General features: G+C 62.7%; 23 protein-coding genes and 1 tRNA gene. 4 read left to right on the top strand and 20 right to left on the bottom strand.

Going from position 1 to position 24,798, the window contains the following annotated elements:
- The first annotated feature begins 213 nt into the window (after positions 1 to 213).
- Positions 214 to 1,464: an ROK family protein gene (locus HGP13_RS06970; RefSeq protein WP_172223146.1), complete on the top strand. Its 1,251-nt coding sequence runs from the start codon at positions 214 to 216 to the stop codon at positions 1,462 to 1,464.
- A 12-nt stretch (positions 1,465 to 1,476) separates the two neighbouring features.
- Here HGP13_RS06970 and phoB read toward each other — a convergent pair whose 3' ends face one another.
- From phoB to HGP13_RS06915, 11 genes are all read right to left on the bottom strand, one after another.
- Positions 1,477 to 2,166 carry a phosphate regulon transcriptional regulator PhoB gene (gene phoB / locus HGP13_RS06965; protein WP_032917568.1) on the bottom strand — a complete coding sequence of 230 codons (690 nt, stop codon included), beginning with the start codon at positions 2,164 to 2,166 and terminating at the stop codon, positions 1,477 to 1,479.
- Between the two features lie 19 nt (positions 2,167 to 2,185).
- Positions 2,186 to 2,893 (bottom strand): phosphate signaling complex protein PhoU, encoded by a 708-nt coding sequence (phoU, locus tag HGP13_RS06960; protein WP_172223142.1) that lies wholly within the window; start codon positions 2,891 to 2,893, stop codon positions 2,186 to 2,188.
- Between the two features lie 25 nt (positions 2,894 to 2,918).
- Positions 2,919 to 3,722 (bottom strand): phosphate ABC transporter ATP-binding protein PstB, encoded by an 804-nt coding sequence (gene pstB / locus HGP13_RS06955; protein ID WP_027041877.1) that lies wholly within the window; start codon positions 3,720 to 3,722, stop codon positions 2,919 to 2,921.
- Entirely contained in the window at positions 3,719 to 4,570 is an 852-nt protein-coding gene (gene pstA, locus HGP13_RS06950; RefSeq protein ID WP_172223139.1) for a phosphate ABC transporter permease PstA, read from the bottom strand. The genes pstB and pstA overlap by 4 nt, the downstream gene beginning before the upstream one ends.
- Positions 4,571 to 4,573: 3 nt before the next feature.
- Positions 4,574 to 5,557, bottom strand: coding sequence for a phosphate ABC transporter permease subunit PstC (gene pstC, locus HGP13_RS06945; RefSeq protein WP_172223137.1), 984 nt, complete (start codon positions 5,555 to 5,557; stop codon positions 4,574 to 4,576).
- A gap of 68 nt (positions 5,558 to 5,625) precedes the next feature.
- Positions 5,626 to 6,681, bottom strand: a complete 1,056-nt coding sequence (pstS, locus tag HGP13_RS06940) for a phosphate ABC transporter substrate-binding protein PstS (protein ID WP_172223134.1) — start codon at positions 6,679 to 6,681, stop codon at positions 5,626 to 5,628.
- Positions 6,682 to 7,213: 532 nt separating this feature from the next.
- Positions 7,214 to 11,758 carry a PAS domain-containing protein gene (locus tag HGP13_RS06935; protein ID WP_172223131.1) on the bottom strand — a complete coding sequence of 1,515 codons (4,545 nt, stop codon included), beginning with the start codon at positions 11,756 to 11,758 and terminating at the stop codon, positions 7,214 to 7,216.
- Between the two features lie 582 nt (positions 11,759 to 12,340).
- Positions 12,341 to 12,577: a hypothetical protein gene (locus tag HGP13_RS06930; RefSeq protein ID WP_172223128.1), complete on the bottom strand. Its 237-nt coding sequence runs from the start codon at positions 12,575 to 12,577 to the stop codon at positions 12,341 to 12,343.
- Between the two features lie 113 nt (positions 12,578 to 12,690).
- Positions 12,691 to 13,599 (bottom strand): DUF2865 domain-containing protein, encoded by a 909-nt coding sequence (locus tag HGP13_RS06925; protein ID WP_172223125.1) that lies wholly within the window; start codon positions 13,597 to 13,599, stop codon positions 12,691 to 12,693.
- A gap of 73 nt (positions 13,600 to 13,672) precedes the next feature.
- Positions 13,673 to 14,989 (bottom strand): IS701 family transposase, encoded by a 1,317-nt coding sequence (locus HGP13_RS06920; RefSeq protein ID WP_172221580.1) that lies wholly within the window; start codon positions 14,987 to 14,989, stop codon positions 13,673 to 13,675.
- A 110-nt stretch (positions 14,990 to 15,099) separates the two neighbouring features.
- Positions 15,100 to 15,860, bottom strand: a protein-coding gene (locus tag HGP13_RS06915; RefSeq protein WP_172225988.1) for an IS5 family transposase whose coding sequence is annotated in 2 segments (ribosomal slippage) — positions 15,100 to 15,527 and positions 15,527 to 15,860 — 762 coding nt in all. Because the reading frame shifts where the segments join, the coding sequence is not laid out codon by codon here.
- 292 nt (positions 15,861 to 16,152) lie between these two features.
- Between HGP13_RS06915 and HGP13_RS06910 the strand changes: the two genes are divergently transcribed.
- Positions 16,153 to 16,368, top strand: a complete 216-nt coding sequence (locus tag HGP13_RS06910; RefSeq protein ID WP_140772725.1) for a hypothetical protein — start codon at positions 16,153 to 16,155, stop codon at positions 16,366 to 16,368.
- A 91-nt stretch (positions 16,369 to 16,459) separates the two neighbouring features.
- Here HGP13_RS06910 and HGP13_RS06905 read toward each other — a convergent pair whose 3' ends face one another.
- The 7 genes from HGP13_RS06905 to HGP13_RS06875 form a co-directional block, all read right to left on the bottom strand.
- Positions 16,460 to 16,831 carry a cell envelope integrity protein TolA gene (locus HGP13_RS06905; protein ID WP_172223122.1) on the bottom strand — a complete coding sequence of 124 codons (372 nt, stop codon included), beginning with the start codon at positions 16,829 to 16,831 and terminating at the stop codon, positions 16,460 to 16,462.
- 371 nt (positions 16,832 to 17,202) lie between these two features.
- Positions 17,203 to 18,057 (bottom strand): glutathione S-transferase family protein, encoded by an 855-nt coding sequence (locus tag HGP13_RS06900; protein ID WP_172223120.1) that lies wholly within the window; start codon positions 18,055 to 18,057, stop codon positions 17,203 to 17,205.
- 28 nt (positions 18,058 to 18,085) lie between these two features.
- Positions 18,086 to 18,667 (bottom strand): VOC family protein, encoded by a 582-nt coding sequence (locus HGP13_RS06895; RefSeq protein ID WP_172223117.1) that lies wholly within the window; start codon positions 18,665 to 18,667, stop codon positions 18,086 to 18,088.
- 651 nt (positions 18,668 to 19,318) lie between these two features.
- Complete coding sequence (locus HGP13_RS06890) at positions 19,319 to 19,651, bottom strand: hypothetical protein (protein ID WP_246707305.1); 333 nt, start codon at positions 19,649 to 19,651, stop codon at positions 19,319 to 19,321.
- Between the two features lie 59 nt (positions 19,652 to 19,710).
- Positions 19,711 to 19,785, bottom strand: a tRNA-Glu gene (locus HGP13_RS06885).
- Between the two features lie 191 nt (positions 19,786 to 19,976).
- A complete protein-coding gene (locus HGP13_RS06880) occupies positions 19,977 to 20,384 on the bottom strand; it encodes a VOC family protein (RefSeq protein ID WP_172223112.1) in 408 nt (135 codons plus the stop codon).
- Between the two features lie 39 nt (positions 20,385 to 20,423).
- On the bottom strand, positions 20,424 to 20,807 hold the full coding sequence (locus tag HGP13_RS06875) for a fimbrial protein (RefSeq protein WP_172223109.1): 384 nt from the start codon (positions 20,805 to 20,807) through the stop codon (positions 20,424 to 20,426).
- A 26-nt stretch (positions 20,808 to 20,833) separates the two neighbouring features.
- Here HGP13_RS06875 and HGP13_RS06870 point away from each other — a divergent pair, with 26 nt between their 5' ends.
- Both HGP13_RS06870 and rpoH read left to right on the top strand, forming a co-directional pair.
- The gene (locus tag HGP13_RS06870; protein WP_172223107.1) at positions 20,834 to 21,874 is read left to right on the top strand and encodes an RluA family pseudouridine synthase; all 1,041 of its coding nucleotides are present in this window, start codon (positions 20,834 to 20,836) and stop codon (positions 21,872 to 21,874) included.
- Positions 21,875 to 22,086: 212 nt separating this feature from the next.
- Positions 22,087 to 22,998, top strand: coding sequence for an RNA polymerase sigma factor RpoH (gene rpoH, locus HGP13_RS06865; protein ID WP_172223104.1), 912 nt, complete (start codon positions 22,087 to 22,089; stop codon positions 22,996 to 22,998).
- 85 nt (positions 22,999 to 23,083) lie between these two features.
- Here rpoH and HGP13_RS06860 read toward each other — a convergent pair whose 3' ends face one another.
- Positions 23,084 to 23,950: an MBL fold metallo-hydrolase gene (locus HGP13_RS06860; RefSeq protein WP_246707304.1), complete on the bottom strand. Its 867-nt coding sequence runs from the start codon at positions 23,948 to 23,950 to the stop codon at positions 23,084 to 23,086.
- Between the two features lie 147 nt (positions 23,951 to 24,097).
- On the bottom strand, positions 24,098 to 24,757 hold the full coding sequence (locus HGP13_RS06855; protein ID WP_027041898.1) for a peroxiredoxin: 660 nt from the start codon (positions 24,755 to 24,757) through the stop codon (positions 24,098 to 24,100).
- Positions 24,758 to 24,798: the final 41 nt, after the last annotated feature.

Below are 24,798 nucleotides of genomic sequence, written 5' to 3'. Positions count from 1 at the left end.
AGGCTCTATTTTTTCGAGCCTCGAAAAAACACTGGTCCAACACCGGAACGCTGTCAACAACGATTCTGATCGATTTTGATGCCCTTGTGAATTTTTTTCGAGCCTCGGAATAAATAAATGACAGGACGGGCCGCTTCTGCCAGTATTTACCCGTGTCGTCGGCAGGGTTCGAGGGGCCGGAGGAACCGCGGCGACCGGGAGGATATGGGAAAGATGTCGGTCGGAATCCGCCACGACGATCTGCGCCGGCGCAACCGCGCGATGGTGATTGCGGCCGTGCGCCGGGCCGGTCGACCCTCGCGCACCGAGATTGCCGCGACCACCGGCCTCAGCCACTCGACCATATCGGCTATCTCTTCCGACCTGATCGGCGAAGGCATCCTGGCCGAAGGCAAGCCGAGCGAGGCCGGCGCGCTCAAACGCGGCCGGCCGCAGGTCGGCCTCGGCCTCAACCCGGAGGCCGCGGCTGTCATGACCGTGGTGCTGTCGCTGAATTTCCTCTCCGTCGCCGTCATCGACTATGCCGGCCAGGTGGTATCGGAGGAACAGCGCCGGTTGGACACACTGACCATGTCGCGCGAAGCGCTGATCGGCGAATGCGTCGCCATCGTGCGGCGGCGCCTCGAGGATCCCGATATCGACGTGCGCAGCGTCGCCCGCATCGCGCTGGCGATCCAGGGCATCACCGACACCGAGGCCCGGGCGATGCTCTGGTCGCCGATCACGCCGCAGACCAACATCGCCTTCGCCGACATACTCGAGGCCGAGTTCGGCATCCCCGCCACCATGGAAAACGACTGCAACATGATGGCGGTGGCGCTGCGCTGGCGCGATCCCGAGCGCTACCGCGACGACTTCATCGCCATCCTTCTGTCGCACGGCATCGGCATGGGCCTGGTGCTGAAGGGCGAGTTGTTCACCGGCACCCATTCCTCAGGCGGCGAGTTCGGCCACATGATCCATCGGCCCGGCGGCGCGCTCTGCCGCTGCGGACGCCGCGGCTGCGTCGAGGCCTATGCCGGCAACTACGCCATCTGGCGCAACGCCAGGCAGCTCAGTGAGGACACCGAGCCGGTGGCCGACGTCAGCGACGCGCAGATGCGGGCGCTCGCCGCCACGGCACGCGAACGCGACGGGCCCGAGCGCGAAGCCTATCGCAAGGCGGGCGAGGCACTGGGCTACGGCCTCGGCAGCCTGTTCGCGCTGATCGATCCAGCACCCGTCGCCATGGTCGGCGTCAGCGCCGCCGCCTTCGACCTGATCGAGCCCGCATTGCGCGAGGCCATCGCCCAGACCGCCGGCGGCCAGCACTCGAAATCGATTTCCTTCGACACCGAACCGAACGAACTTCCCCTCATCCGCGAAGGCTGCGCCATGCGCGCGCTGACCTTCGTCGACCAAGAGATCTTCGCACCGGGTGTGCAGGCGAAATCAGGCCTTGCCGTAAAGAAAAACGTAGCCTGAATCAGGTCACGCTCAATCCTCGCGGATCGCGTAGCCCGCCCCACGGATGGTGCGGATAACATCGGGCATGCGGCCATTGTTGACCGCCTTCCGCAGCCGGCCGACATGCACGTCCACCGTGCGCTCGTCGATGTAGATCGTCTCGCCCCAGACATTGTCGAGCAGCTGGCTGCGCGAGAACACGCGGCCGGGATGACGCATCATGAATTCGAGCAGGCGGAATTCGGTCGGCCCGAGCCGGATCTCGCTCTTCTTGCGATAGACCCGGTGCGATTCACGATCGAGCACGATGTCGCCGACCTTGAGCACGCTGGACAGAACTTCCGGCTTGGCGCGGCGCAGCAGCGCCTTGACGCGAGCCATGAATTCCGGCGTCGAGAACGGCTTGACCAGATAGTCGTCGGCGCCGGTCGAGAGCCCGCGCACGCGGTCGCTTTCTTCGCCCCGCGCGGTCAGCATGATGATCGGCAACCGCTCGGTCTCGGGCCGCATCCGCAGCCGCCGACAGAGTTCGATGCCGGACACCGCCGGCACCATCCAGTCGAGCACGAGAAGGTCGGGCACGTTCTCCTGCAGGCGGATCTCAGCCTCGTCGCCGCGCGGCACCACCTCCACCTGGTAGCCTTCGGATTCAAGATTGTAACGGAGCAGCACCCCCAGCGGCTCCTCATCCTCCACCACCATAATGCGTGGCGCGATCATCGATTGGTTACCTCTTGCGTCAGGCCGCGGGCGCCGACATCGCCGTCTCATCCTGTTTTGGACGGTTGGCGGGCAACTGCGTGCCGGTCAGGACATAGTAGGCGTTTTCGGCGATGTTGGTCACGTGGTCGCCGATGCGTTCGAGATTCTTGGCGCAGAACAACAGATGCGTGCACGCCGTGATGTTGCGCGGGTCCTCCATCATATAGGTCAACAGTTCGCGGAAGACGGAGGTGTATTTGACGTCGATGCGTTCGTCGTCATTCCTGAGCTTGGCAAGTGCGGCGGCATCGCCGGCCGCGTACTCCTCGATCACGCCCTGCACCTGGATCAGCACCAGCTGCGCCATGGCGTCGATGGAATGCGACAGGTCGCGCGGCGTAGTGGCGAGGCCGACGGTGCCGACGCGCTTGGCGATGTTCTTGGCAAGGTCGCCGATGCGCTCGAGATCGCCGGCCATGCGGATCGAGCCGACGACATGGCGCAGATCGTCGGCCATCGGCTGGCGCTTGGCGATCAGCGTGATGGCGCGGTCGTCGAGTTCGCGCTGGCGCGCGTCCATGATGGCGTCGTCGGAGACCACACGCTGTGCCAGCGCGTTGTCGGAATTCAGCAGCGCCTTGGTGGCCCCGCCGACCATCGAGCCGGCGAGATCGCCCATGTCGCTGATCAGCTTGCTGATCTGTCCGAGATCCTCGTCGAAGGCTGCGACTGTGTGTTCGGCCATGATCCTGGTCCTCGTATGCGTGCGATCAGCCGAAGCGGCCGGTGATGTAATCTTGCGTGCGCTTCTCGCGAGGCGACGTGAAGATCTTCTCGGTTTTGTCGAACTCGACCAGTTCTCCCAGATACATGAAGGCGGTCTGCTTCGAGACGCGCGCCGCCTGCTGCATGTTGTGGGTGACGATGACGATCGTGTAGTCGGCCTGCAGCTCGTCGATCAGCTCCTCGATCTTGGCGGTCGACAGCGGGTCAAGCGCCGAGGCCGGCTCGTCGAGCAGGATGACTTCCGGCTTCACCGCCACGGTGCGGGCGATGCACAGCCGCTGCTGCTGGCCGCCTGACAGGCTGAGGCCGCTGGCATTGAGCTTGTCCTTGACCTCGTTCCATAGGGCTGCGCGCTTCAGCGCCTGCTCGACGCGGCCGTCCATCTCGGCCTTGCTGATCTTCTCATAGAGCCTGACGCCGAAAGCGATGTTCTCATAGATCGACATCGGGAACGGCGTCGGCTTCTGGAACACCATGCCGATCTTGGTGCGCAGCAGGTTGAGATCCTGCGAGCGGTCGAGGACGTTCTGGCCGTCGAGCAGGACCTGGCCCTCGGCGGTCTGCTTTGGATAGAGCTCATAGATGCGGTTGAAGACGCGCAGCAGCGTCGACTTTCCGCAACCCGACGGCCCGATGAAAGCGGTGACGCTGCGCTCGGGCAGCGACAGCGTGATATCCTTCAGCGCCTTCGACTGGCCGTAGTAGAAGTTGAGGTTCTTGACCTCGATCTTTACCTTGGCGGCTGCCTCGGCGGCGATCGTCATGTCTGGAGACAACATCTGGCTCATTTGTCCTCTCTGCGTCCGGTCAGGCTGCGCGCAACGATGCTGAGCGCGAGAACCGTCAATGTGATGATGAGTGCGCCAGTCCAGGCCAGCTGCTGCCATTCCTCGTAAGGGCTGAGAGCAAACTGGAAGATGGTCACAGGCAGGCTGGCCATTGGCGCGTTGAGATTGCTCGACCAGAACTGGTTGTTCAGCGCCGTGAAAAGAAGGGGTGCCGTCTCGCCGGAGATGCGGGCGATGGCCAGCAATATGCCGGTGACGATACCGGACATTGCGGCGCGGTAGGCGACCGACTTGATGACCACCCAGCGCGGCGCGCCGATCGCGGTGCCGGCTTCGCGCAAGGCGTTGGGCACCAGGTTGAGCATGTCCTCGGTGGTGCGCACGACGACGGGGATGACCAGGATGGCAAGCGCGACGGCGCCGGCGATCGCCGAGAAATGCCCCATCGGCCGCACCATCAGCTCATAGACGAACAGGCCGATGATGATCGACGGCGCCGACAGAAGGATGTCGTTGATGAAGCGCACCACGGTGGTGAGCTTCGAGAATCGGCCATATTCGGCCATGTAGGTGCCGGCCAGCACGCCGATCGGTGTGCCGACGATGATGCCGATGATGGTCATCACGATGCTGCCGTAGATGGCGTTGAGCAGACCGCCGGCATCGCCGGGCGGTGGCGTCATCTCCGTGAAGACCGAAAGATTGACACCGGAAAGGCCCTTGTAGAGCAGTGCGCCGAGGATCAGCGCCAGCCAGGCAAGGCCGATGCCGGCGGCGACGACGCACAGCGTCATCATCACGCCATTCTTGCGCTTGCGGCTCTGGTGAAGCGACGTGGCTGTCGACATCGGTCAAGCTCCCGTGCGGGCGTCGATGCGCATCAGCATGTAGCGTGCGATGGCAAGGATCAGGAAAGTGATGACGAACAGGATCAGGCCGAGCGCCACCAGTGAAGAGGTGTAGAGATCGCCGACCGCTTCGGTGAATTCGTTGGCGATGGTGGCCGAGATCGTCGTTGCCGGCGCGAACAGCGAGGTCGAGATGCGGTGCGCGTTGCCGATGACGAAGGTCACCGCCATGGTTTCGCCGAGCGCACGGCCGAGGCCGAGCATGACGCCGCCCATGATGCCGATGCGGGTGTAGGGAATGACGACGCGGCGGGTCACTTCCCAGGTGGTGCAACCAATGCCGTAGGCCGATTCCTTAAGCACCGGAGGCACCGTGTCGAAGACGTCCTTGGTGATCGAGGTGATGAAGGGCAGCACCATGATGGCAAGGATCATCGACGAGGTCAGCAGGCCGATGCCATAGGGCGGGCCGGCAAACAGGCTGTTGAGGCCCGGAATGCCATGGAACACGCTGATGATGAAGGGCTGCACGGTCGTCTGCAGGAACGGTGCCAGGACGAACAGGCCCCAGATGCCGTAGATGATCGAAGGGATGCCGGCCAGCAATTCCACCGCCATGCCGATCGGGCGCCGCAGCGGACGCGGGCAAAGCTCGGTGAGGAAGATGGCGATGCCGATGCCGAGCGGCACGGCGATCAGGATGGCGATGGCCGAGGTGATGATGGTGCCGTAGATCGGCGCCAGGGCACCGAATTTCTCCGTCACCGGGTTCCAGCTTTCGCTGGTCAGGAAGGAAAAGCCGAAGGTCGAGAGGGCTTGCCAGGAGCCGGCAAACAGCGAGATCGCAACGCCGCCGAGCAGGACCAGCACCAGGATCGCGGCAGCGCGGGTCATTCCATGGAAGATCGCGTCGGTCAGCGCGAAGCGTCGGACGATGGCGTCGCGCGAACCTCTAACGGCTGGCAAGGCTTCCTGGACAGCGCTCATGTCAAGCTCGGCTCTTTTGAATTGAAAGGGAAAGGAGCGCCGCGGGCGCGGCGCTCCTTCAAGGGATGTTACTCGCCGACGTAGACGGGCTTGCCGTCGGCCTGGATGTCGGTCTTCCACGAAGCCTTTATCAGGTCGACGACGCTGTCGGGGATCGAGACATAGTCGAGCGCCTTGGCGGTTTCCTTGCCGTCCTTGTAGGCCCAGGCAAAGAACTTCAGGGCTTCGCCGGTGGCGGCGGCATCATCCGGAGCCTTGTGGATCAGGACCCAGGTGGAAGCCGCGATCGGCCAGGTGGCGTCGCCGGGCTCGTTGGTGATGATGACGTTGAAGTTCTTGGCAGTCTTGAAGTCGGCATTCGAAGCGGCCGCGCCGAAGGATTCGAGCGACGGCTCGACGACCTTGCCGGCTGCATTCAGCATCTTGGAATAGGACAGGTTGTTCTGCTTGGCATAGGCGTATTCGACGTAGCCGATGCCGCCGTCCGTCTGCTTGACGGTGTTGGCAACGCCTTCGCTGCCCTTGGCGCCGACGCCCGTGGGCCATTCGACGGCGGTGTCCGAACCGACCTTGTCCTTCCAGTCGGGCGAGAGCTTCACCAGATAGTTGGTGAAGTTGAAGGTGGTGCCCGAGCCGTCCGAACGATGCACGACGGCGATCGCGGTCGACGGCAGGGTGAGGGTGGGGTTCAGCGCCTTGATCGCGGCGTCATCCCAGGTGGTGATGGCGCCGAGATAGATCTGGGCAATCGTCTTGCCGTCGAGGACGAGCTCGCCCGGCTTGACGCCGGTCAGGTTGACGATCGGCACGATGCCGCCCATCACCATCGGGAACTGCACGAGGCCGTTCTTTTCCAGATCGGCATCGGACATCGGCTTGTCGGTGGCGCCAAAAGTCACGGTCTTGGCGATGACCTGCTTGATGCCGCCGCCCGAACCGATCGACTGGTAGTTGAGGCCGATGCCGGTGTCCTTCTTGTAGGTGTCGGCCCACTTGGCGAACACTGGATAGATGAAGGTCGAACCGGCGCCGGAAAGGTCAGCTGCCATGGCTGCGGAAAGGGTGAAGGTAGACGCTGTAGCCATTGCGATCGCAACGGCCGCCGAGCGGATGAAATGTCTCATGTGGCCTGCTCCTGTTCGGAAGATGGTCTCTCGGCGCCATTCCTAACCAGCGCCCGCTGAGGCCAATAGCCCTCGATTATAACAGTCGCATGACAGTTTCGTGTCAGCCCGGTAACGCGTCGCTGGCACTGGAAATGGCAGTGGCGTCGGGCGATCGTCGCCTGATCCGAGTTTGCCCCCGGAATCAGGGGCTTGAGCCATCCATCGGCTGGAGCCGCCGCCGGATTCGACGGGGCTTTGTCAGGTGAAGAAAATCCGGGCGGGAGTGCGTTGCTCAAGACCAGAGCGTGTCATGGCCGGGCCATCGCCAAAAACAGGTCCGTTGGGGTAGGTTGACGCTGTTCCGTGCTGGCGGTCGCTGCTCCCGCCCGTAACTGCAAGGGCGGAATTCGATTTTGCTATTCTCCCGGCTGGGCGCCGCCTTTGATATGGTGCGATCGCACCATAGGCATTGCAAGCAGGGGTAGCAGCAAATCGGCGATTGATTCCCTCGGCTTGCCTCTCCGGGTCCCTGAAACCCAGCGGCGGGATGCTATCCCGCGTTGCGCTGGACCTGGCTGCCGGCGCCGATCCAGCGCTCGACTTTCTCCAGCAGGGCCCTGGGGCTGATCGGCTTGGGCAGATAGTCGTCCATACCCGCCTCCAGGCAGCGTTCGCGGTCGCCCTTGAGCGCATGCGCGGTGACGCCGACGATCGGCACATGCGTGCCGGTTTCCTGCTCCAGCCGGCGGATCGCGGCGGTCGCCTCGAGCCCGCTCATCTCCGGCATCGAGACGTCCATCAGGATCATGCACGGATTGAGCTTGCCGAAGGCGTCGAGCGCCTTGCGGCCATTGCCGACGATCTCGAAGCCGTAGCCGGTCTCGCCGAGGATCTGGGTGAAAACCATCTGGTTCACCTCATTGTCCTCAGCCACGAGGATATCCAGCCTGTGTCCGCCATCGCCGGTGGCAGGCAGCCTGGGACGAACCGGCGGCGGCTGCAATTGCGCGCGTTGTTCGGACGGCGCCAGCGGCGGCCGCTGGGGGGCATCAAGCCTCTCGGTTGCGAGTTGCTGAACCGGCGCATCCGTGGTGTGGCGATGGCGCTGGATGGTCGCCACCAGCGTTTCCAGAAGCACGGAGGATCGCGCCGGCTTGATCAGCTGGGCGTCGATGCCGAGATCGCGGTAGCTGGTGTTGGCGAGCGACTGGTCGACCGAGGTCAGCATGATGATCGGCGTGTCGGCGAGGCCTTCGGTGTTACGCACGATGCGCGCCATTTCGGCACCGCTCATCTCGGGCATCTGGTAGTCGAGCACGACGCAATCCACGGCCACGCCATAGGCAGCGGCGGCGATCAGCACCTTCAGGCCCTCGGCGCCGCTCTCGGCCGCGCAGGAATCGAACGTCCACGAGGCCATCTGCTCGGCCAGGATGGCCCGGTTGACGGCATTGTCGTCAACGATCAGCACGCGTGCGCCCGTCACGTCCACCGGCATGATGCGCTGCCCGTCCTGCTGTCCAGCCCGCGGCAGCGTCACGGTGAACCAGAAGGTCGAGCCCTTGCCTTCGGCGCTCTCGACGCCGATGGCGCCGCCCATCAGCTCGACCAGCCGCGAGGTGATGGCAAGGCCAAGCCCGGTGCCCTCGTGCCGCCTTGTCGAGGAGGTGTCGACCTGGCTGAATTTTTCGAACACCAGTTTCAGTTTTTCCTCGGGGATGCCGATCCCGGTGTCGGTGACCGAGATTGTCAACCTGGTTCCGGTCGGGACCTTCTCGCCGGTCACGTCGACCAGCACATGGCCCTCATCGGTGAATTTCACCGCGTTGCCGACGAGGTTGGTGACGATCTGCCTGATGCGGCCGACATCGCCGATAAACAGGCTCTCGAGCCTCGGCTCGACGCGCACGATGAGCTCGAGGTCCTTTTCCTTGGCGCGCGTCGACACTAGCGTCGCCACGTCCTCGATCGCCTCGGCAAGGTTGAAGGGCGCCGGATCGAGCACCATCTGGCCGGCATCGATCTTGGAGAAATCCAGGATGTCGTTGATGATGGTCAACAGCGCGTTGCCCGACTTGACGATGATGTCGGTGAACGTCTTCTGCTTCGGATCGAGATTGGATTTGGCCAGGAGTTCCGCCATGCCCAGCACGCCGTTCATCGGTGTGCGGATCTCATGGCTCATATTGGCGAGGAATTCCGACTTGGCGCGGTCGGCGAGCACGGCGCGCTGGCGCGCCTCGCTGAGTTCGGCCTCGCGCATCTTCAGTTCCGTGATGTCGGTGGTCGATCCGATCAGGTAGAGCGAGCCGTCCGAAGCGATCATCGCGCCCTTGCGCGCGAACTGATGCCTGACGCTGCCGTCGGCAAGCGTCACGGTTTCCTCGATCTCCTGCGTTTCGCCGGTGCGCAGCACTGCGAGGTCGCCATTGACGAAAGCCTCGCCGTCCTTCCCGAAAATCTCGATGTCGGTCTTGCCGATCGCATCTTCCCTGCTGAGACCGGTGAGGTCGCACCAGCCCTTGTTGACATAGAACTGCCTGAGATCGGAGCGCTTGGCGTAGATCGACACCGGCACATTGTCGATCAGGCTGCGGAACACCTCGTTCTCGCGCATGCTCTCTTCCAGCACCCGCTCGCGCGCCTTGACGTCGGTGATGTCGGTGCTGGAACCAACCAGATGCACCGATCCGTCGATGGCCACCAGCCGGCTCTTGCGCGTCATCAGCTGCCGCACCGTGCCGTCGCGATGGGTGACGGGCTCCTCGACCTCGCGCGCAGCGCCGGTCGCCACGACATCGGTGTCGTCATGGCTGAAGCCTTCCGCTTCCTCGGCGCCGAACAGCTCGCGATCGGTGCGGCCGATGACGTCTTCCTTGGCAAGGCCCGTAATCGCGCACCAGGCCTTGTTGACGAATTCGATGCTCAGGTCCTGCGCCTTGATGAAGGCGGCCACCGGCAGCTCGTCCATGACATGCCGGAACAGATCGATCTGGCGCATCGAGTCGCGCAGCGCCGCTTCGCGGCTCTTGAGGTCGGTGATGTCGACGCGCACGCCGATAAACGTGCCGTCCTCGGTGCGCATGTCGTAGACCTGGTACCAGCGCCCATCGGCATTGAGGCGCTCGTAGGACGAATTCCGCAGATGGTAGCGCGCCAGCACGCCGTCGGCCCAGCGTTCGGTGTCGACGTCGTAAAGCTTGTCGAGTTCGGGATCGCCACACGAGCGGAAATAGCCGACCGCATGGCCGAACTCCAGCGCCTCGCGGAAGGTAGAGCCGGGCTGCCAGACGGGTTTCAGCGCCGGCAGCGAGTCCTGCAGCTTGCGGTTGGCGAAGACGAACTTGTCGTCGCGGTCGTAGATGATGACGCCGGCCGGCAGCGATTCCAGTACGCTGGCGAGATGCTTGCGCGCGTCCTGTGCCTCGGTCTCCCGGCGCTTCATTTCGGAAATGTCGAAAAGGAAGCCGGCAACATAGTTGCGGCCGCTTGCCATGCCGACGCGGTTTTTCCTGACGATGCGCGAACGGCTGGCGCCATTGACCTCGAAATTTTCTTCAACCTCGTAAGCACGCCCGCTGGCAAGCACCTCACGTTCGCTACGCTCGAAGAGCGCAACCTGGGCCGGCGCGAGGAAGTCGCCGCCCGGCTTGCCCAGCATGGCTTGCGGAGTCTGGCCGAACAGGCCTGCGAACGCCTCGTTGACGAAGACGAAGCGCAGATTGTCGTCCTTGACGAAGATCGGGTCCTTGACGCCGTTGATCACCGCTTCCGCCAGCCGCGCCTTTTCCAGCGCATCTGCGAGTTCGGCTTCGCGGTCCTTCATGTCCGTGACATCGACATAGGAAATGAGCCGCTTGCCGCCGGCCAACGGCGCCATCGAGGAGATCAGCGTACGACCGTCATTGCGCGGAAACTGCCGCGAGCCAGCTGTGCCGGCTCTGATTTCCGCTTCACGTTCGGCGATATGCTGCTGCCATGTCGCATCATCGCAACCATACGGGTCGATGTCGCGGCTGGCGTCCATCAGATCGCGGAAGCTGCAGCCGATCTCGGAGCGCCGGGCGTCGATCTGCCAGAAATCGTAAAATGCGCGATTGATGATTTCGGCGCGCATCTCGGCATCGAGGACGAGAACGCCGATCGGCATCTGATCGACCATGGTGCGCAGATTGACGAAGGTCTCGGCGATCTTGGCGTTGGCGCTTTCGATCTCGGCATCGCGACGCTTGAGTCCGGTGACCTCATAGTAGGTCAGCAGCCGCTTGCCTCCGGACAGCGCCGTCACCGAGAACATCATCGTCCTGCCGTTGGCATGGACAAATTCGCGCGGCGCGACGGAGCCGGCGCGAATCTCCTCGATACGGGTGGCGAGGTAGCGCTGCCACTGCTGGTCGTCGATGTCGCCATAGATGCCATCGCGGCGGTTGAGGTCCATCAACTGGCTGAACGGAGCACCGACAGTCACGGCACCATCCGCAATCCTGGACAGATCGCGATAGGCCTTGTTGACGATCAGCGTGTCGAGCTTGGCATCGAGAAGCACGACGCCCATGTGCATGGCGTCCATTGTCCGTTCGAGATCGGCAAGATGCCGGTCGGGTTCGCTGTCCGGTAACGGGTTCCGCTCCGCGATCTCGAAGGCGCTGGCCAGCGCGGTGACGTTGCGGCCTATGCCGCGATAGCCGGCGAATCGTCCCTCGCTGTCAAACCGTGGGAAGCCTGACGTCAACACCCAGCGGCAGTCGGCGCCGCCTCCTTTCAGTTCGTAGACGAAGTCGCGGAAGGGCCGGCGCGCCTGCAGATCCTCCAGATGCGCTGCCGCGCTGTGGTTGCCCTGATTGAGGAAATCGAAGCGGAACCGGCCAAGCACATCGGCCGGATCGATACCGGTGGCCGCCTGATAGCTGGGGGAAAGCCAGGAGAATCGCAGTTCGGCGTCGGTCTCCCAGATCCAGTCCGAGCCCACCTCGACCAGTTGGCGCAGCGCGTCGGCCGAATCCATGTCCGCGCAAGGCGGCGCGTCGCCGCGGTGTACCGCCTTGCCGGGCTCACGCTTGCCGCGCGCGCCGATTGCTTCGTCCGCTTCCGCCATCCCGTCCCCACCCCGAAAATCAAGGCCGAACCCTCCCTCCGCGGTTCGTCGGCGGAATGTGCCCGAGAAGCATTAACGATCCGCTAACCTTAACGGCGCAACCAGTCCGTTCCTCCTGCGTTATTCGGTCCGGTTGTCGGGTGCACCAAGGCCGCGTTATAAGCCTGTGCAGGGGTGTTGCTTATGACTGGACGGATAGGGCCTTTCTTGCTGGGCGTGGCGCTGCTTTTCGGCAGCGGCTGTTCGCGCAGCTATGACGGCACAGTCATCATCCCGCGGCCACTCGACGCCAGGCGCTTCTGGGACCGGCCGCCACCCAATGTCGACTACGCACCGCAGGCCGACAGTGGCGCCTTTCCGGTGCCGCCACAGCCGCCGCCCGGACGATTTTCGGAGCGCAGGGTTTTTAAACCTGGCGTGCAGAGACGGCATCAGACGAAATTTTCACCGCCGCCTCCCCCGCCCTCGGCCCCGGAAAAGCAATTGGCGTGCAGGAACGTAAGCGCGCCGGGCCAGCGGGTCCGCATGGTCTGCGAATAGGCACAATTGAGGGAAAGCCCCGGGGCCCAACAGCGGAGAGGCCTACAGCGATGCCGCGCCCTTCTTCGGTTCCTTCGCTCCAAGCTTGTCGAGTGCAAGGCGAACCTGGCGCAAATCGTCCTGCCAGCCGTCCTCATCACCCATCGAACTCTCCGACGCGGCCCGCTGCAGGCCGCGCGCCTCGGATTCGATCTCACGCAGTTCGGCGATCTTCTCGTCATTGGTCAGCGAGCCGTTTTCGACGATCTCCAGAACCCGCATTTCCCTGAACGTGGCCATGGCGTTTCTCCTGGCTGATGTCGATCACAACGCCGTGAGCGCCCCTCTGTTCCAGACGGGTCCCATAGCCCGCCGCAACCTGTTATCTGATGGATGCCTAGAGAGAAGGGCGGTCATTCAGCCGGGAAAAAGGCCGGGCCAACCAAGCGCACCGGCCGCTTGCTGGCCTCGATCGACTGCTCCTGAGCGGCACCCGGGGCTTCTTGAGGGATTGCCGCAACGCTGCCGACTTCCGGGCTGCCGACGTCCGGTTTCCGCTGCGGCAGGGGAATGATGGCGTTGCTCATGTTTGTCGGCGTCACCGTCCTTGCCCTCAGTTCGGCGACCCGCTGGTAGTAGCGCTTGACGTCGCAGGCCTTGAAATTGGCATCGTCCCGGTAGCGGAAAGCCGACGGCAATTCGGTGTAGGGTTTGCGCGTATCAAGCGCGACCATCTTTTCGGTCTCCAGACTGGCATCGCTCAGCGTGTAGAGATCGACAGCCGGATCATCACAGATGTAACGGCACTGATCGGCCATATCCTTGACATCGTCGCTGCCGGCGAATTGCGACTTTGGCGCGGGGAAGAAATATCCATCCGGAAGGCGCACGCAAAACAGCATCGAATTGCCGGCATAAATTGCTTCGCCCGCGGTGGGCTGGGTCTTCGATGCCGGGCGCTGATCCTTCGCACCGCAGCCGAGCGCCGCGAACCGTGCCTGCAGGCCCGAAACGTCCCGGCCGGAACCGGCCGCGATCTGGCGCAGCACCTCCGTCCGGTTCCTGGCAAGATCAGCGCAAGCGTTGAAGAAGCCGCCCTTGGCATTTTGCGCCGTGCACCGGCGCTGCCTCTCCAGGCCCTGGATCGCGGCAAGCTGGCGGCGCAACTGCGCGAGTTCGGGACTCACGCCCCCACCGCGGCCGCCGGAAAGCAACTGACCTCTGATCGCGCTGCAAATATCCGCATCGGAAGACGTCGTGCCGAGCGCAAAGGCGGCCACCGTCACCAGAGCGATCATCATGAGAAGCCAGAAGCGGATCATCGGGACAACATTGTTCTTGCTGTTGACGGACTGGAATCATATTCTCGCGACTTAGCACTACTTTGGCAGATTGTTAGCGGAGAGGGCTCTGCGGCAGTGGGGACAACGGATTGGGGGCGGCTGCGCTAGCGCGGTGAGGATGGCTTGCCTGACGGCGGGTAGGCTCGGTTGGGGCGGCGGGCCAACGATTCTTTTTTCCCCCTCCCGCTTGTTTGAGGCGGCGAGATTGCAGGAAGGCGTAGGCGATCATCGTCATCAGCGCGTGCCGGTGCAGGCCGGTCCATGAGCGCCCTTCGAAGTGGTCGAGGCCAAGTTCCTCCTTGAGCTGCTGATGCGCCTGTTCGCAGACCCAGCGCGCCTTGATGGCGCCTGCGATCTGCTTGAGCGGGGTGTCGGCGGGCAAGTTGGAGAGGTAGTATTTGCGCTCGCCGGTCGAGCGGTGCTCGCCGATCACCCAGACCTCCTCGCCGGGCAGATGCTGAGCGCCCATGTCGCGGATGCGCTGGGGTGGGCCATCTGCAACCCGGACACGGACAGCGGCGAAGCGCGCCGAGAGGCGGCCTTTGGTGCCACGCCGCCAACTGACCGCGCGCCATGGGGCTGTCTCCAGCATCGCCTTCGCGGTCATCGACTTCACATCGGGGATATGCCGCTGGCGCGGACGGCCGCGTCCGGCAACGGGAAAGATCATTGCCACGTCGGCGGGATAGACCTTCTGCTTGAACGGGATGCCGACGGCCCAGGTAAGGCCGCGCTCGGTGAGCGCCTGCCGGAAGGGGGCGCTCAAGCCATATCCGGCATCGGCGAGCACGCAGCCAAAGCGTAGGCCGGCTGCGCGAGCCCGGTCGATCTCGGCCAGCGCGATTTCGGGCTTGGTCCTGTAGGCACGATGGTCCTCGGGCACACCGGCACGGTCGAGCCGGGCGGGATCGGAAGTCCAGCTCTCGGGCAGAAACAGCCGCAGTCCCACCATGACCGGCACTTCGCTAGAGGCCAGCGTCAGCGACACCAGCGTCTGGCAGTTGGCGTTCTTACCAAGCGCCGAGGCATATTGCGGCGCGACGCCGACCGAGTGGCGCCCCTTCTTGGGGAGCGCTGTGTCGTCCACGATCAGCCATGCATCGTTCCCGCCAACTTGTCTGTCGGCCTCCGCAAGTAGCACCTTCTCCAGCGGCCCAGCATCCCACACGCCGCTCGCGATGAAGTGGTGCAGCTGGTCATAGTTGACGCCTGCGTCGCGCGCCGCCATCGGTTGGATGCTCTTGCGATCCCCAAGGCCAATCAGCCCAGCAATATAGGCCGGACACATCCGAGCACGCGTCTTGTGCCTCAACGCCGAGACGAACGGCTCAAGCCACTGCTCCAGATCGACTTGCCAATCCCTGTTCATGGCCGGCCCCTCCAACAGCCGACCTCTCATGAATCACGCAAAACCGCTCTTGGGAATCCTCAAACGCTCCCAGAACCAAAAAAATGCCAAAGTAGTGCTAGGTTCAGGACTCATTGATTGAGCCAGAAGATGACGGTGGCTGCGATGCAGATTGCAGACATGAAGGTGTGCGCACAGCGGTCATAGCGGGTGTGGATGCGCCGCCAATCCTTGAGCCTGCCGAACATATTCTCAATCTTGTGACGCTGGCGATAGAGTGCGATGTCGTGGGGGATCGTCACCTTTCGGTTGACCTTTGACGGGATGCAGGCGGTGATCTTGCGCTCTGCGAGAGCGGCGCGGAACCAGTCGGCGTCATAGCCCCTGTCTGCGAGCAAGGCTTTGGCCCTGGGCAAAGCGTCGATCATGAGGGCAGCGCCTTTGTAGTCGCTCATCTGGCCCTCGCTCAGCAGCATCACCAGCGGTCTGCCTTTGCCGTCGCAGACGGCATGTAGCTTCGAGTTCAGGCCGCCTTTGGTACGTCCGATACGTCGGGGAACATCCCCTTTTTGAGCAGACTTGCTGCAGTCCGGTGGGCTTTCAGGTGGGTCGCATCGATCATCAGATGGTCGGGCTTCCCGCCCTTCGCCGCGAGTGCCGCGAAAATCTTGTTGAACACGCCCAGCCTGCTCCAGCGAATGAAGCGATTGTAGATCGTTTTTGGTGGGCCGTACTCCGCTGGCGCGTCGCGCCACCGCAAGCCGTTCCTGATCACGAAGATGATCCCACTGATGACCCGACGATCATCGACACGAGGCACCCCATGGGACAGCGGAAAATATGGCTCGATGCGGCGCATCTGCGCTTCCGACAACCAGATTAAATCACCCATGGCAGCGTCTCCTTGCGCCGCCAAGGTAAATTTCACCCAAGTGAGCTATACCTAATACTTAAAGAATTACGACCTGAGCAGGCTTTCATCTAGTGTAATAGAATGGCCCCTGTAAATTCGATATTACATTTTTATTTCAAGATTGAGACGAAGCGGAAAACAATGCGGTCAGACCGGCGGCGGTCGAAAATTGCCAGGTCATGGCCCCAGCGAACGATCAATCCGGCGTTACCGGCGCCTGACGCTGAAACCTTTGCCTGACTGCGGCGTTGATGGGCAGAGGATAACGCAGATGTCGATCCACTTCACGGTATCGGAACTGACAAGGAACCTTTTCCATTCTCTCGGGCTGGATCATGAGCGCGCGCCACGACCGCTCAATCCCGAGCAAAACCTGTTGCTGGAGTGCTATCTTGCCGGGCAAATCCCGGAATCGGCCTGGAGCGACTATGTCTTCGAGACACCGGACCTGGCACGGCATGCCGAGGTTCGGCGCCTTAGCCATTGAGCAATTGGTTCTGGAAAAGCCAATCTGGCGGAGGCGTAGCCTTCCCGCGAAATGCGCTGTTGCTTTCTCGCTAAAAGGCCGGCGTGAACAGCTATTGCTTCGGGGAAATCAGTTGCAATGTGAAGACGTTGCCGCCGATGCCTTTCGCCAGCGTCGGCGAAACGGTCAGGGGCGTGCAATTCCTGACGGCCGCGACGGCCGCCTCGATGAACGCCTTCCGCGCCTTGTCATCGCCGGCCACCTTGGCGGCGGTCGGCCGCGGCGGACCGATCAGCGAGCCGTCGCGCTTGAAGCTGAAGCTCAGGGTTACGGTCGAGTTCCCGGCATCCGCCGGCGGCGTCCAGCACGCCTGGATCGCGTCCCCGACGTCATCCATTGTGTTGAGCACTGCTGCCTGTGACGGGAGAAGCGTTCCAGCCAGCACGCCACCGGCGATCATCAGCATTGCCGCCACGCATTTCATCGCAAGCCCTCATCTCACTCCAGGTCGGCATTCCAAGCCGAATCCGCTGAAGGGATGTTAGAGCCAACACCGGCGATGACAATATCGTGGCGCAAAAAGTTGATGCTCCGGCGCTGCCTGATCAACGTCCCGCGATGTCCCGGCGTGAGGCCCGCTAGAGCAATTCAAGGAAAAGTGTGAGCGGTCTTCCGTCAGGAATTGCGTCAAAACAAAGCGTTAGAGCGGTTCGCCGTGTCCATGAAACGGTGAAACGCTCTAAAAGCAAAAAGGCCGGCACGGAGCCGACCTTTCCTTCCGCCGATAGTGCGCCAGTACATCCGTGGTCGCGCGGCGAATTCCCAGCAGTAGACAGGGCTTAGGTTAACGAATCCTTAAGCCGAAGCCTTCGCCTGCGACCTTACATAGGCGATATAGCCACGCACATCGCCGGCCGGCTCGGCGTAAGCCTTGCCGAGCTTCTTCTCGATAGCCGCCACATACTCCTTCGCCCATTTGGGCAGGGGATAGTCGATGACCGCCAGGAACTCGAGCGTCGCCGCCAGCCGGATATCGGCGATCGACGGGTGCTTGCCGCCGATGAACGGCTTGCCGTCCCTGAAGAAGCTGTGAAAAACCTCCAGCGGCTCGGCGATCGCGGCCATGGCGGCCTTCTGTGCTTCCGACTTCTTGTCGGGATGGGCATCGCTGTGGCCGACCTCGCCGGGATAGTGCGGGAAACCCAGCGCCGGATAGGTGGCGCGCGCCACATAGGGGTAGAGCGTGCCGATCAGATAGAACATGGCGCTGTCGACCATCGCCCGCTTGGCCGGCGCCTTCGGATAGAATTTCTCCAGCCCATGCTTGTTGGAAAGATACTGCATGATGGCGCAGCTTTCCCAAAGCACGCCCCTGGGAAGTCCCTTGTCCTCGATCATCGGTGTCAGATGCGCCGGATTGCGCGCCATGTATTCGGGCGAGCGCGTGTGGCCCCAGGCATCAGTCTCGGCGGCGTCGAACCCGGCCGCGCGGGCAAACACCCGCACTGTCATGTTGTTGACGCTCGGCTTCAGCATGCTGAGCTTCAGCGCTGGTTTTTTCGCCGATTTCGCCTTGGCCTTCGGTGCGGACGTCTTGACAGCCGCCTTTGCCGCCGCCTTTTGCGCCGGCTTGGCCGCAGCCTTGCTTGCCGGTTTGGCAGTTGCCTTGGCCGCCGGCTTCTTCGCACTCTTGGTCACTGTCTTTGCCATTGTTGTTCTCCCTCTGTTTTGTTGGCCGTCAGTATGGATTCTTCGGCACCCGGTCGTCCGACAGGGTCGCGCGGGAACTCTCGACAAGCGCCTGGATCGCGTCGGCAAGGTGCACCTCGGCAATGTTGTAATCGCCGCGCGCGACACGCAGCCTGTGCGCCTGCATCAGCACGTCAGCATGGGTGAAACCCGCCGGCGGCTCGAAGCGGTAGGAAGCGAGTTCGATCAGCAGGCCGAGCGGATCCTCGAAATAGATCGAATCCATGAAGCCGCGATCTTTGACGCCGCTGTGCTTGATACCGCGCTCGTCGAGCCGAGCGACCGCCTGCAGGAAGGTGACGCGCGACACCGCAAACGCGATGTGGTGGACGCAGCCCGGGTCGGTCGGCGTGCGCCGCTTCGGCGGCGTGCGGCTCTCATCGGTGAAGACGGTGATCAGCCGGCCGTCGCCCGGATCGAAATAGAGATGGCTTTCGCTGGCCTTGTCGAGGTTGGGCTGCTCGAAGATGAACGGCATGCCGAGCACGCCTTCCCAGAAATCGATCGAGGTCTGGCGCCCGGCGCCGACCAGTGTGATGTGGTGGACGCCCTGCGATTGCAGCTTCTGCATTGGCCTTCTCCCCGCGGCATCGATTGCCCGTCAGATCTGTCCGGCACCGGCATTCTCTGTGCCGCTTGAGCCGTGCCTCGAAATCCCTGACGTGATGCTAATGCAATCGGCCCCGCCGCGCCAGAAGCGGGCGAGCCCTTTCGTTGCAAGACGGTGAAACCGCTCTTGGTCTTAAAACCTGCTGGACCTATCCAAGAGACGGCCGACACGGTAGCAACGGGAAAGTCGCCCTCATCGCGTCCTTGCCGAAGCCGCGGCTACGCGACGGCCTTGAGCTCAGCTTCCACCAGCATCCCGAGGCCGCCACATTCGGCGCACGCGACGGTCTTCCCCGGGCAACTGATCTGGTGCGTCCCTTGCGGGCAGCAATGCCCTTTCGACGCGGACCATCTCGAGCAATCGAAAACCTTGCCGCCGCCATGGCAGCGCGAGCAAATCATCTTCCCTGACGCCATTCCAACTCTACCCAAACCCAAAATCCGCCGTCCGCGGATGTTACCCCGGCGTCGTAAGTAACAGCAATTGTTGCGCTTTCAAGCGTCGCGGCCTGACTTAAATTGGGGGCATTCGGGCACGCGGAGCCGGCGGGGCCGCGGGCGTCGTCAGTCAAGAGCAACCTACATAGGGTGCCTTGTCTGAATGCCGCCAATGCTAGTCGAGAAATCTGATCTTCGTGAAGGACATCATCTCTCCCATCAAATTGCCGCTGTCATCGACCTGCTGCCCTTGCCCGACTGCAACGATCACGCGCTTTCCCTTGTAGCGCGACGGCATCGCGGTTTGCTCGTTCCAGCTTTCGCACTCGGGCGCGGCACACAGGCCGACTTGCTCCACCTTCTTGCGGTCGACAATGGTCAGATAGCAATTGTCGCCACATTCGAAACCTCGAATGGTGCCGGTGATCGTCCTGTCCTTGGAGAACGACGGGCCGCACTGGGCAATCAGGGCAGCGGAAATGAGGAGGGGCAAAGCCAATTGTTTCATGCAGCCAACTTGCTTCAACATGCCGGATTGCGCAAGCATCACATCAGGCAGAAGATCCTTGGTACGCCCAAGGGGAATCGAACCCCTGTTCCCGCCGTGAGAGGGCGGTGTCCTGACCGCTAGACGATGGGCGCGCTCAAGAACCGGCGATATAGGCTGACGGCTGGGAAAAAGCAACTGGGTTCGGCCAGCTTTACCACATCGGCGAAAAGCCGGCTGCAATCCTGGAGCAATTCCAGGAAAAGTGCGAGCGGTTTTCCGTCAGGAATTGTGTCAAAACAATGAGTTAGAGCGGTTCGCCGTTTCCATGAAACGGTGAAACGCTCTAGCGTTTCGGCTCGATCAGGTCCCAGAGATTGCCATGGAGATCGGCGAAAACCGCCACCGTGCCATAGGGCTCGAAACGCGGCGCCTCGCGGAATTCGACGCCCTTTTCCAGCATTGCCGCATGGTCGCGCGCAAAGTTGTCGGTTTCGAGGAACAAGAAGACCCGTCCGCCAATCTGGTTGCCGATGCTTTGCCTTTGCGCCTCGTCGGAAGCTTCGGCCAGCAGCAGTCTGGCGCCCTGCCCGTTGGCCGGCGCGACCGTGACCCAGCGCTTGCCGCCGCCGAGATCGACGTCCTCGAGGAGCAGGAAGCCCAGCCGCCCGACATACCAGGCGATCGCCTCGTCATAATTGGCGACGACCAGCGCGACAGTCGCGACACGACGATGTTCGGCGAAGCCGGTCATTTCTGCGACGCGCTTGTTCGTTGCATGGTTGCGGCCAGCCTATTTGTTGCGAATTGCGAACTGGCCGATCAGCCTGCGCTCGGCGATATCGTAGATGAAGATCGCGCGACCGCCGTCGGCAAGCTCGGCGTCGATCGAGATGCGATTGCCGGACAGCGACTGGCTAACCACTTTTGCACCGACCGGCAGCACGATGTCGCCGCTCAACGGCTCGCCGGCGGGCACCTGGATATCGCCAGCCAGTGGCGGGGCCACCGATGGCGCTTTGCGGGCTTTGTAGACAATCGCCGCGATCACCACCATAAGGGCCAGCAGCAGCAGGCCGAGATTGATGGCCATGAAGCGGACGAGCTTGCCACGCATCTTTTCGACCTCGGGGTCGAGCGGCTTTTCCTGGTCTTCGTCGGCATCGGGCCGGGCCATGGCAAATATTCCGGAACGGTTTTTCGATGAGCGCTCATAGCGAAGAGGACCCTGAATTGATAGAGGCAGCACCAACTGTGCTTGTGGCAGGCCCGGATGCGGCCGGACAGCGCCTGGATCAATGGCTGGCGGCGAGCCTCGGTCCCGACATGTCGCGCAGCCGCGTGCAGATGCTGATCCGGCAGGGCGCGGTTTCCATCAACGGCAAGCCGATCGACGAGACCAAGCGCAAGATGATCGCGGGCGAAAGTGTTGCAGTCGCGATGCCGGAACCGGAGCCGGCCACGCCGCAGGGCGAGAACATCGCGCTCGATGTGCTCTATGAAGACGACGCTCTGATCGTCATCAACAAGCAGGCGGGGCTTGTCGTGCATCCCGGCGCCGGCAACTGGACCGGCACGCTGGTCAACGCGCTGATCCATCATTGCGGCGACAGCCTGTCAGGCATTGGCGGGGTGCGCCGGCCGGGCATCGTGCACCGCTTGGACAAGGAGACCAGCGGCGTCATGGTGGTGGCCAAGACCGACCGCGCTCATAAGGCGTTGTCCGAAGCCTTCGCCGATCACGGCCGCAGCGGCGATCTGGAACGCGCCTATCTGGCGCTGGTCTGGGGCATACCGCAGCGGCCAACCGGAACGGTCGATGCACCGCTTGGCCGCGCCGCCGACCGGGTGCGCCGGGCCGTGGTGCCGGAAGGCCGCGACGACGCCCGCCATGCCATCACCCACTTTGCCGTCCAGGAGCGTTTCGGCGAGAACCAGCAGGAATTCGCCACGGCAAGCCTGGTCGAATGCCGGCTGGAAACCGGACGCACCCACCAGATCCGTGTCCACATGGCCCATATTGGTCATCCGGTCATCGGCGACCCCGACTATGGCCAGGCCTTCCGCACCAAGGCCAACCGGCTGCCGGAGCCGCTGAAAGGTCAGGTCAAGGCATTTTCCCGGCAAGCTTTGCATGCCTGGCTCCTTGCATTTCGTCACCCGGATACCCATTTGCCTCTGAGGTTCGAGGCGCCGATACCGGGGGACATGGGGGAACTCGTCGGCGGTTTTCGTAATCTCTGAACCTGCCACCGACAAGCCGGAAACCAGCCATCAAAAAACCTGACTGGCACTGTTCACTTCAGCGTGACACACTGTTTCGTGTTGAACAAATGCCTGTCTTTTCTGGTTTTGTTCCTGTATAAGATCTGATGTCGCGAGCAGGCCTTTTGGTGCTCGCGTCACGTGCCCGCCGCGTTTCGGGGGCATCACTCCAATAGAGAGGGGGCGCTATCATGGCCCAGTCACTACCCAGTATTGTTTCCGGCGAAGGCGGCCTCAGCCGCTACCTGGAAGAAATCCGCCGCTTTCCCATGCTTCAGCCGCAGGAAGAGTACATGCTCGCCAAGCGTTATGCCGAGCATGAAGACACCAGCGCTGCGCACAAGCTCGTCACCAGCCATTTGCGGCTCGTCGCCAAGATCGCCATGGGCTATCGCGGCTACGGCCTGCCGATCGGCGAGGTGATCTCGGAAGGCAATGTCGGCCTGATGCAGGCCGTCAAGAAATTCGAACCCGAGCGCGGCTTCCGCCTCGCGACCTACGCCATGTGGTGGATCAAGGCCTCGATCCAGGAGTACATCCTGCGCTCGTGGAGCCTGGTCAAGATGGGCACGACCGCCAACCAGAAGCGCCTGTTCTTCAACCTGCGCAAGGTGAAGGGCAAGATCCAGGCTCTGGACGACGGCGATTTGAAGCCCGATCAGATCACCGAGATCGCCACCAGGCTGAACGTTTCCGAAGCCGAAGTGGTGTCGATGAACCGCCGCCTGTCGGGCGACGCTTCGCTCAACGCGCCGATCCGGGCGACGGAAGGCGAGTCCGGCGAATGGCAGGACTGGCTTGTCGACGACCACGAAAGCCAGGAAGAGATGCTGATCGAGCAGGACGAGCTGGAAAACCGGCGCGGCATGCTGTCGGGCGCTCTTGCCGTGCTCAATGAGCGCGAACGGCGCATCTTCGAGGCCCGTCGCCTCGCCGAGGAGCCGCTGACGCTGGAAGAGCTGTCGGCCGAGTTCGACATCAGCCGCGAGCGTGTGCGCCAAATCGAGGTGCGCGCCTTCGAAAAAGTGCAGGATGCCGTCAAGGCCGCCGCCAAGCGCCAGACCCAGGCGCTGCGCACCATCGAGGCACAGCCGGCGGCTTAAGGCCGGCTTCGGCCAGGAAATATCAAGGCGGCGTCAGGAAACTGGCGCCGCCTTTTTCTTACACCGCAGCCAGGCTGAGATTGCCTCAAAGCCCATCCAGCGGAAACTTCAGATACCGCCGGCCATTGGCTTCCGGCTCCGGCAGGCGGCCGCCATTCATATTGACCTGCAGCGCATGCAGGATCAGCCGCGGCATCGGCAATGTCTTGTCGCGCGCTTCGCGTAGCGCCACGAACTCAGCCTCGCTGTGCGCGGCAACGAGATGGATGTTGCTGGCCTTCTGTACGGCGACCGTGCTTTCCCATAAGGCCTCGCGGCCACCGGCCTGATAGTCATGGCCGACGAAGATTCGCGTCTCGTCGGGCAACGCCAGTATGCCCTGGATCGAGCGCCACAGCCGCGCGGCACTGCCGCCGGGAAAATCCGCGCGCGCCGTGCCGCTGTCTGGCATGAACAGCGTGTCATGCACGAAGGCGGCGTCGCCGACCACATAGGTGATCGAGGCCAGCGTGTGGCCGGGTGAGAACAGCACCTTGACTGGGAGGCTGCCGATCGCAAACGTCTCGCCTTCCCGGAACAGCCTGTCCCACTGCGAGCCGTCGGCGGGAAAATCCGGCCAGTTGTAGATCACCTTCCACAGCTTCTGGACATCGACAACCCTGTCGCCGATCGCCGTCGGCGCCCCGGTTTTCTGTTTCAGATAGTGTGCAGCCGTGAAATGGTCGGCATGCGGATGGGTGTCGAGGATCCACTCGATCTCCAGCCCGTTTTCTCCAACGAAATCGAGCAGGGCATCCGCGTTCTTCGTACCCGTTGCGCCGGATTTCTCATCGAAGTCGAGGATCGGATCGATAAGGGCGCACCGCTTCGTCGCCGGGTCGGTGACGACGTATTGGATGGCCCCGGTCGGCTTGTCGTAAAAGCCCTTGACCTCAGGTCTTGCCAAAGCCACGTCCAAACCGAGCTCCCCAACCCCGCCGGCAGGAACGATTTTCTCCGCCGAACTCTAATAAGAGCATGGTTGTCCACCCCCGCGGGCCAGTCAAGCATGACTTGGCCCGCAAGGGCGGAAACGGCAAAAACCGTTCCGACTCCTGTTTCAGGCGGAAGGCTGCTTGGTCTTCCTGAGATAGGGCAGGATGGTCTCGAAGGCGCCAAAACGCTTGATCGCATCCTCGTTGGAAACAGCGGCGGTGATGATGACGTCCTCGCCCTGCTTCCAGTTGGCCGGCGTCGCCACCTGATGCTTGGCGGTGAGCTGCATGGAATCGACCGCGCGCAAGATCTCATCGAAATTGCGGCCCGTGGTCATCGGGTAGGTCAGCACCAGCTTGATCTTCTTGTCGGGCCCGATGACGTAGACCGAGCGCACGGTGGCGTTGTCGGCGGGCGTGCGGCCTTCCGAGGTCTCGCCGGCACCGGCGGGCAGCATGTCGTAAAGCTTGGCGACCTTGAGATCCTTGTCGCCGATCAGCGGATAGTGCACCGTTTGGCCGGTCGCCGTCTTGATGTCGGCCTGCCACTTGTCGTGGCTCGCAACCGGATCGACAGAGATACCGATGATCTTGACATTGCGCTTCTTGAACTCGCCCTCCAGCCCCGCCATCGTGCCGAGCTCGGTCGTGCAGACCGGTGTGAAATTCTTCGGGTGGCTGAACAGGATCGCCCAGCCGTCGCCGATCCAGTCGTGAAACTTGATCGCGCCTTGGGTGGTCTCGGCCGTGAAGTCCGGCGCTATGTCGTTGATACGAAGGCTCATGGTCCCTACCCCTGTGAATGCCGCCGGATGGCGGGTTCCCA

Source organism: Mesorhizobium sp. NZP2077, assembly GCF_013170805.1.
Taxonomy (GTDB): domain Bacteria; phylum Pseudomonadota; class Alphaproteobacteria; order Rhizobiales; family Rhizobiaceae; genus Mesorhizobium.
The sequence above is the reverse complement of the archived record's forward strand: the minus strand, read 5'-3'. Positions and strand labels throughout refer to the sequence as shown.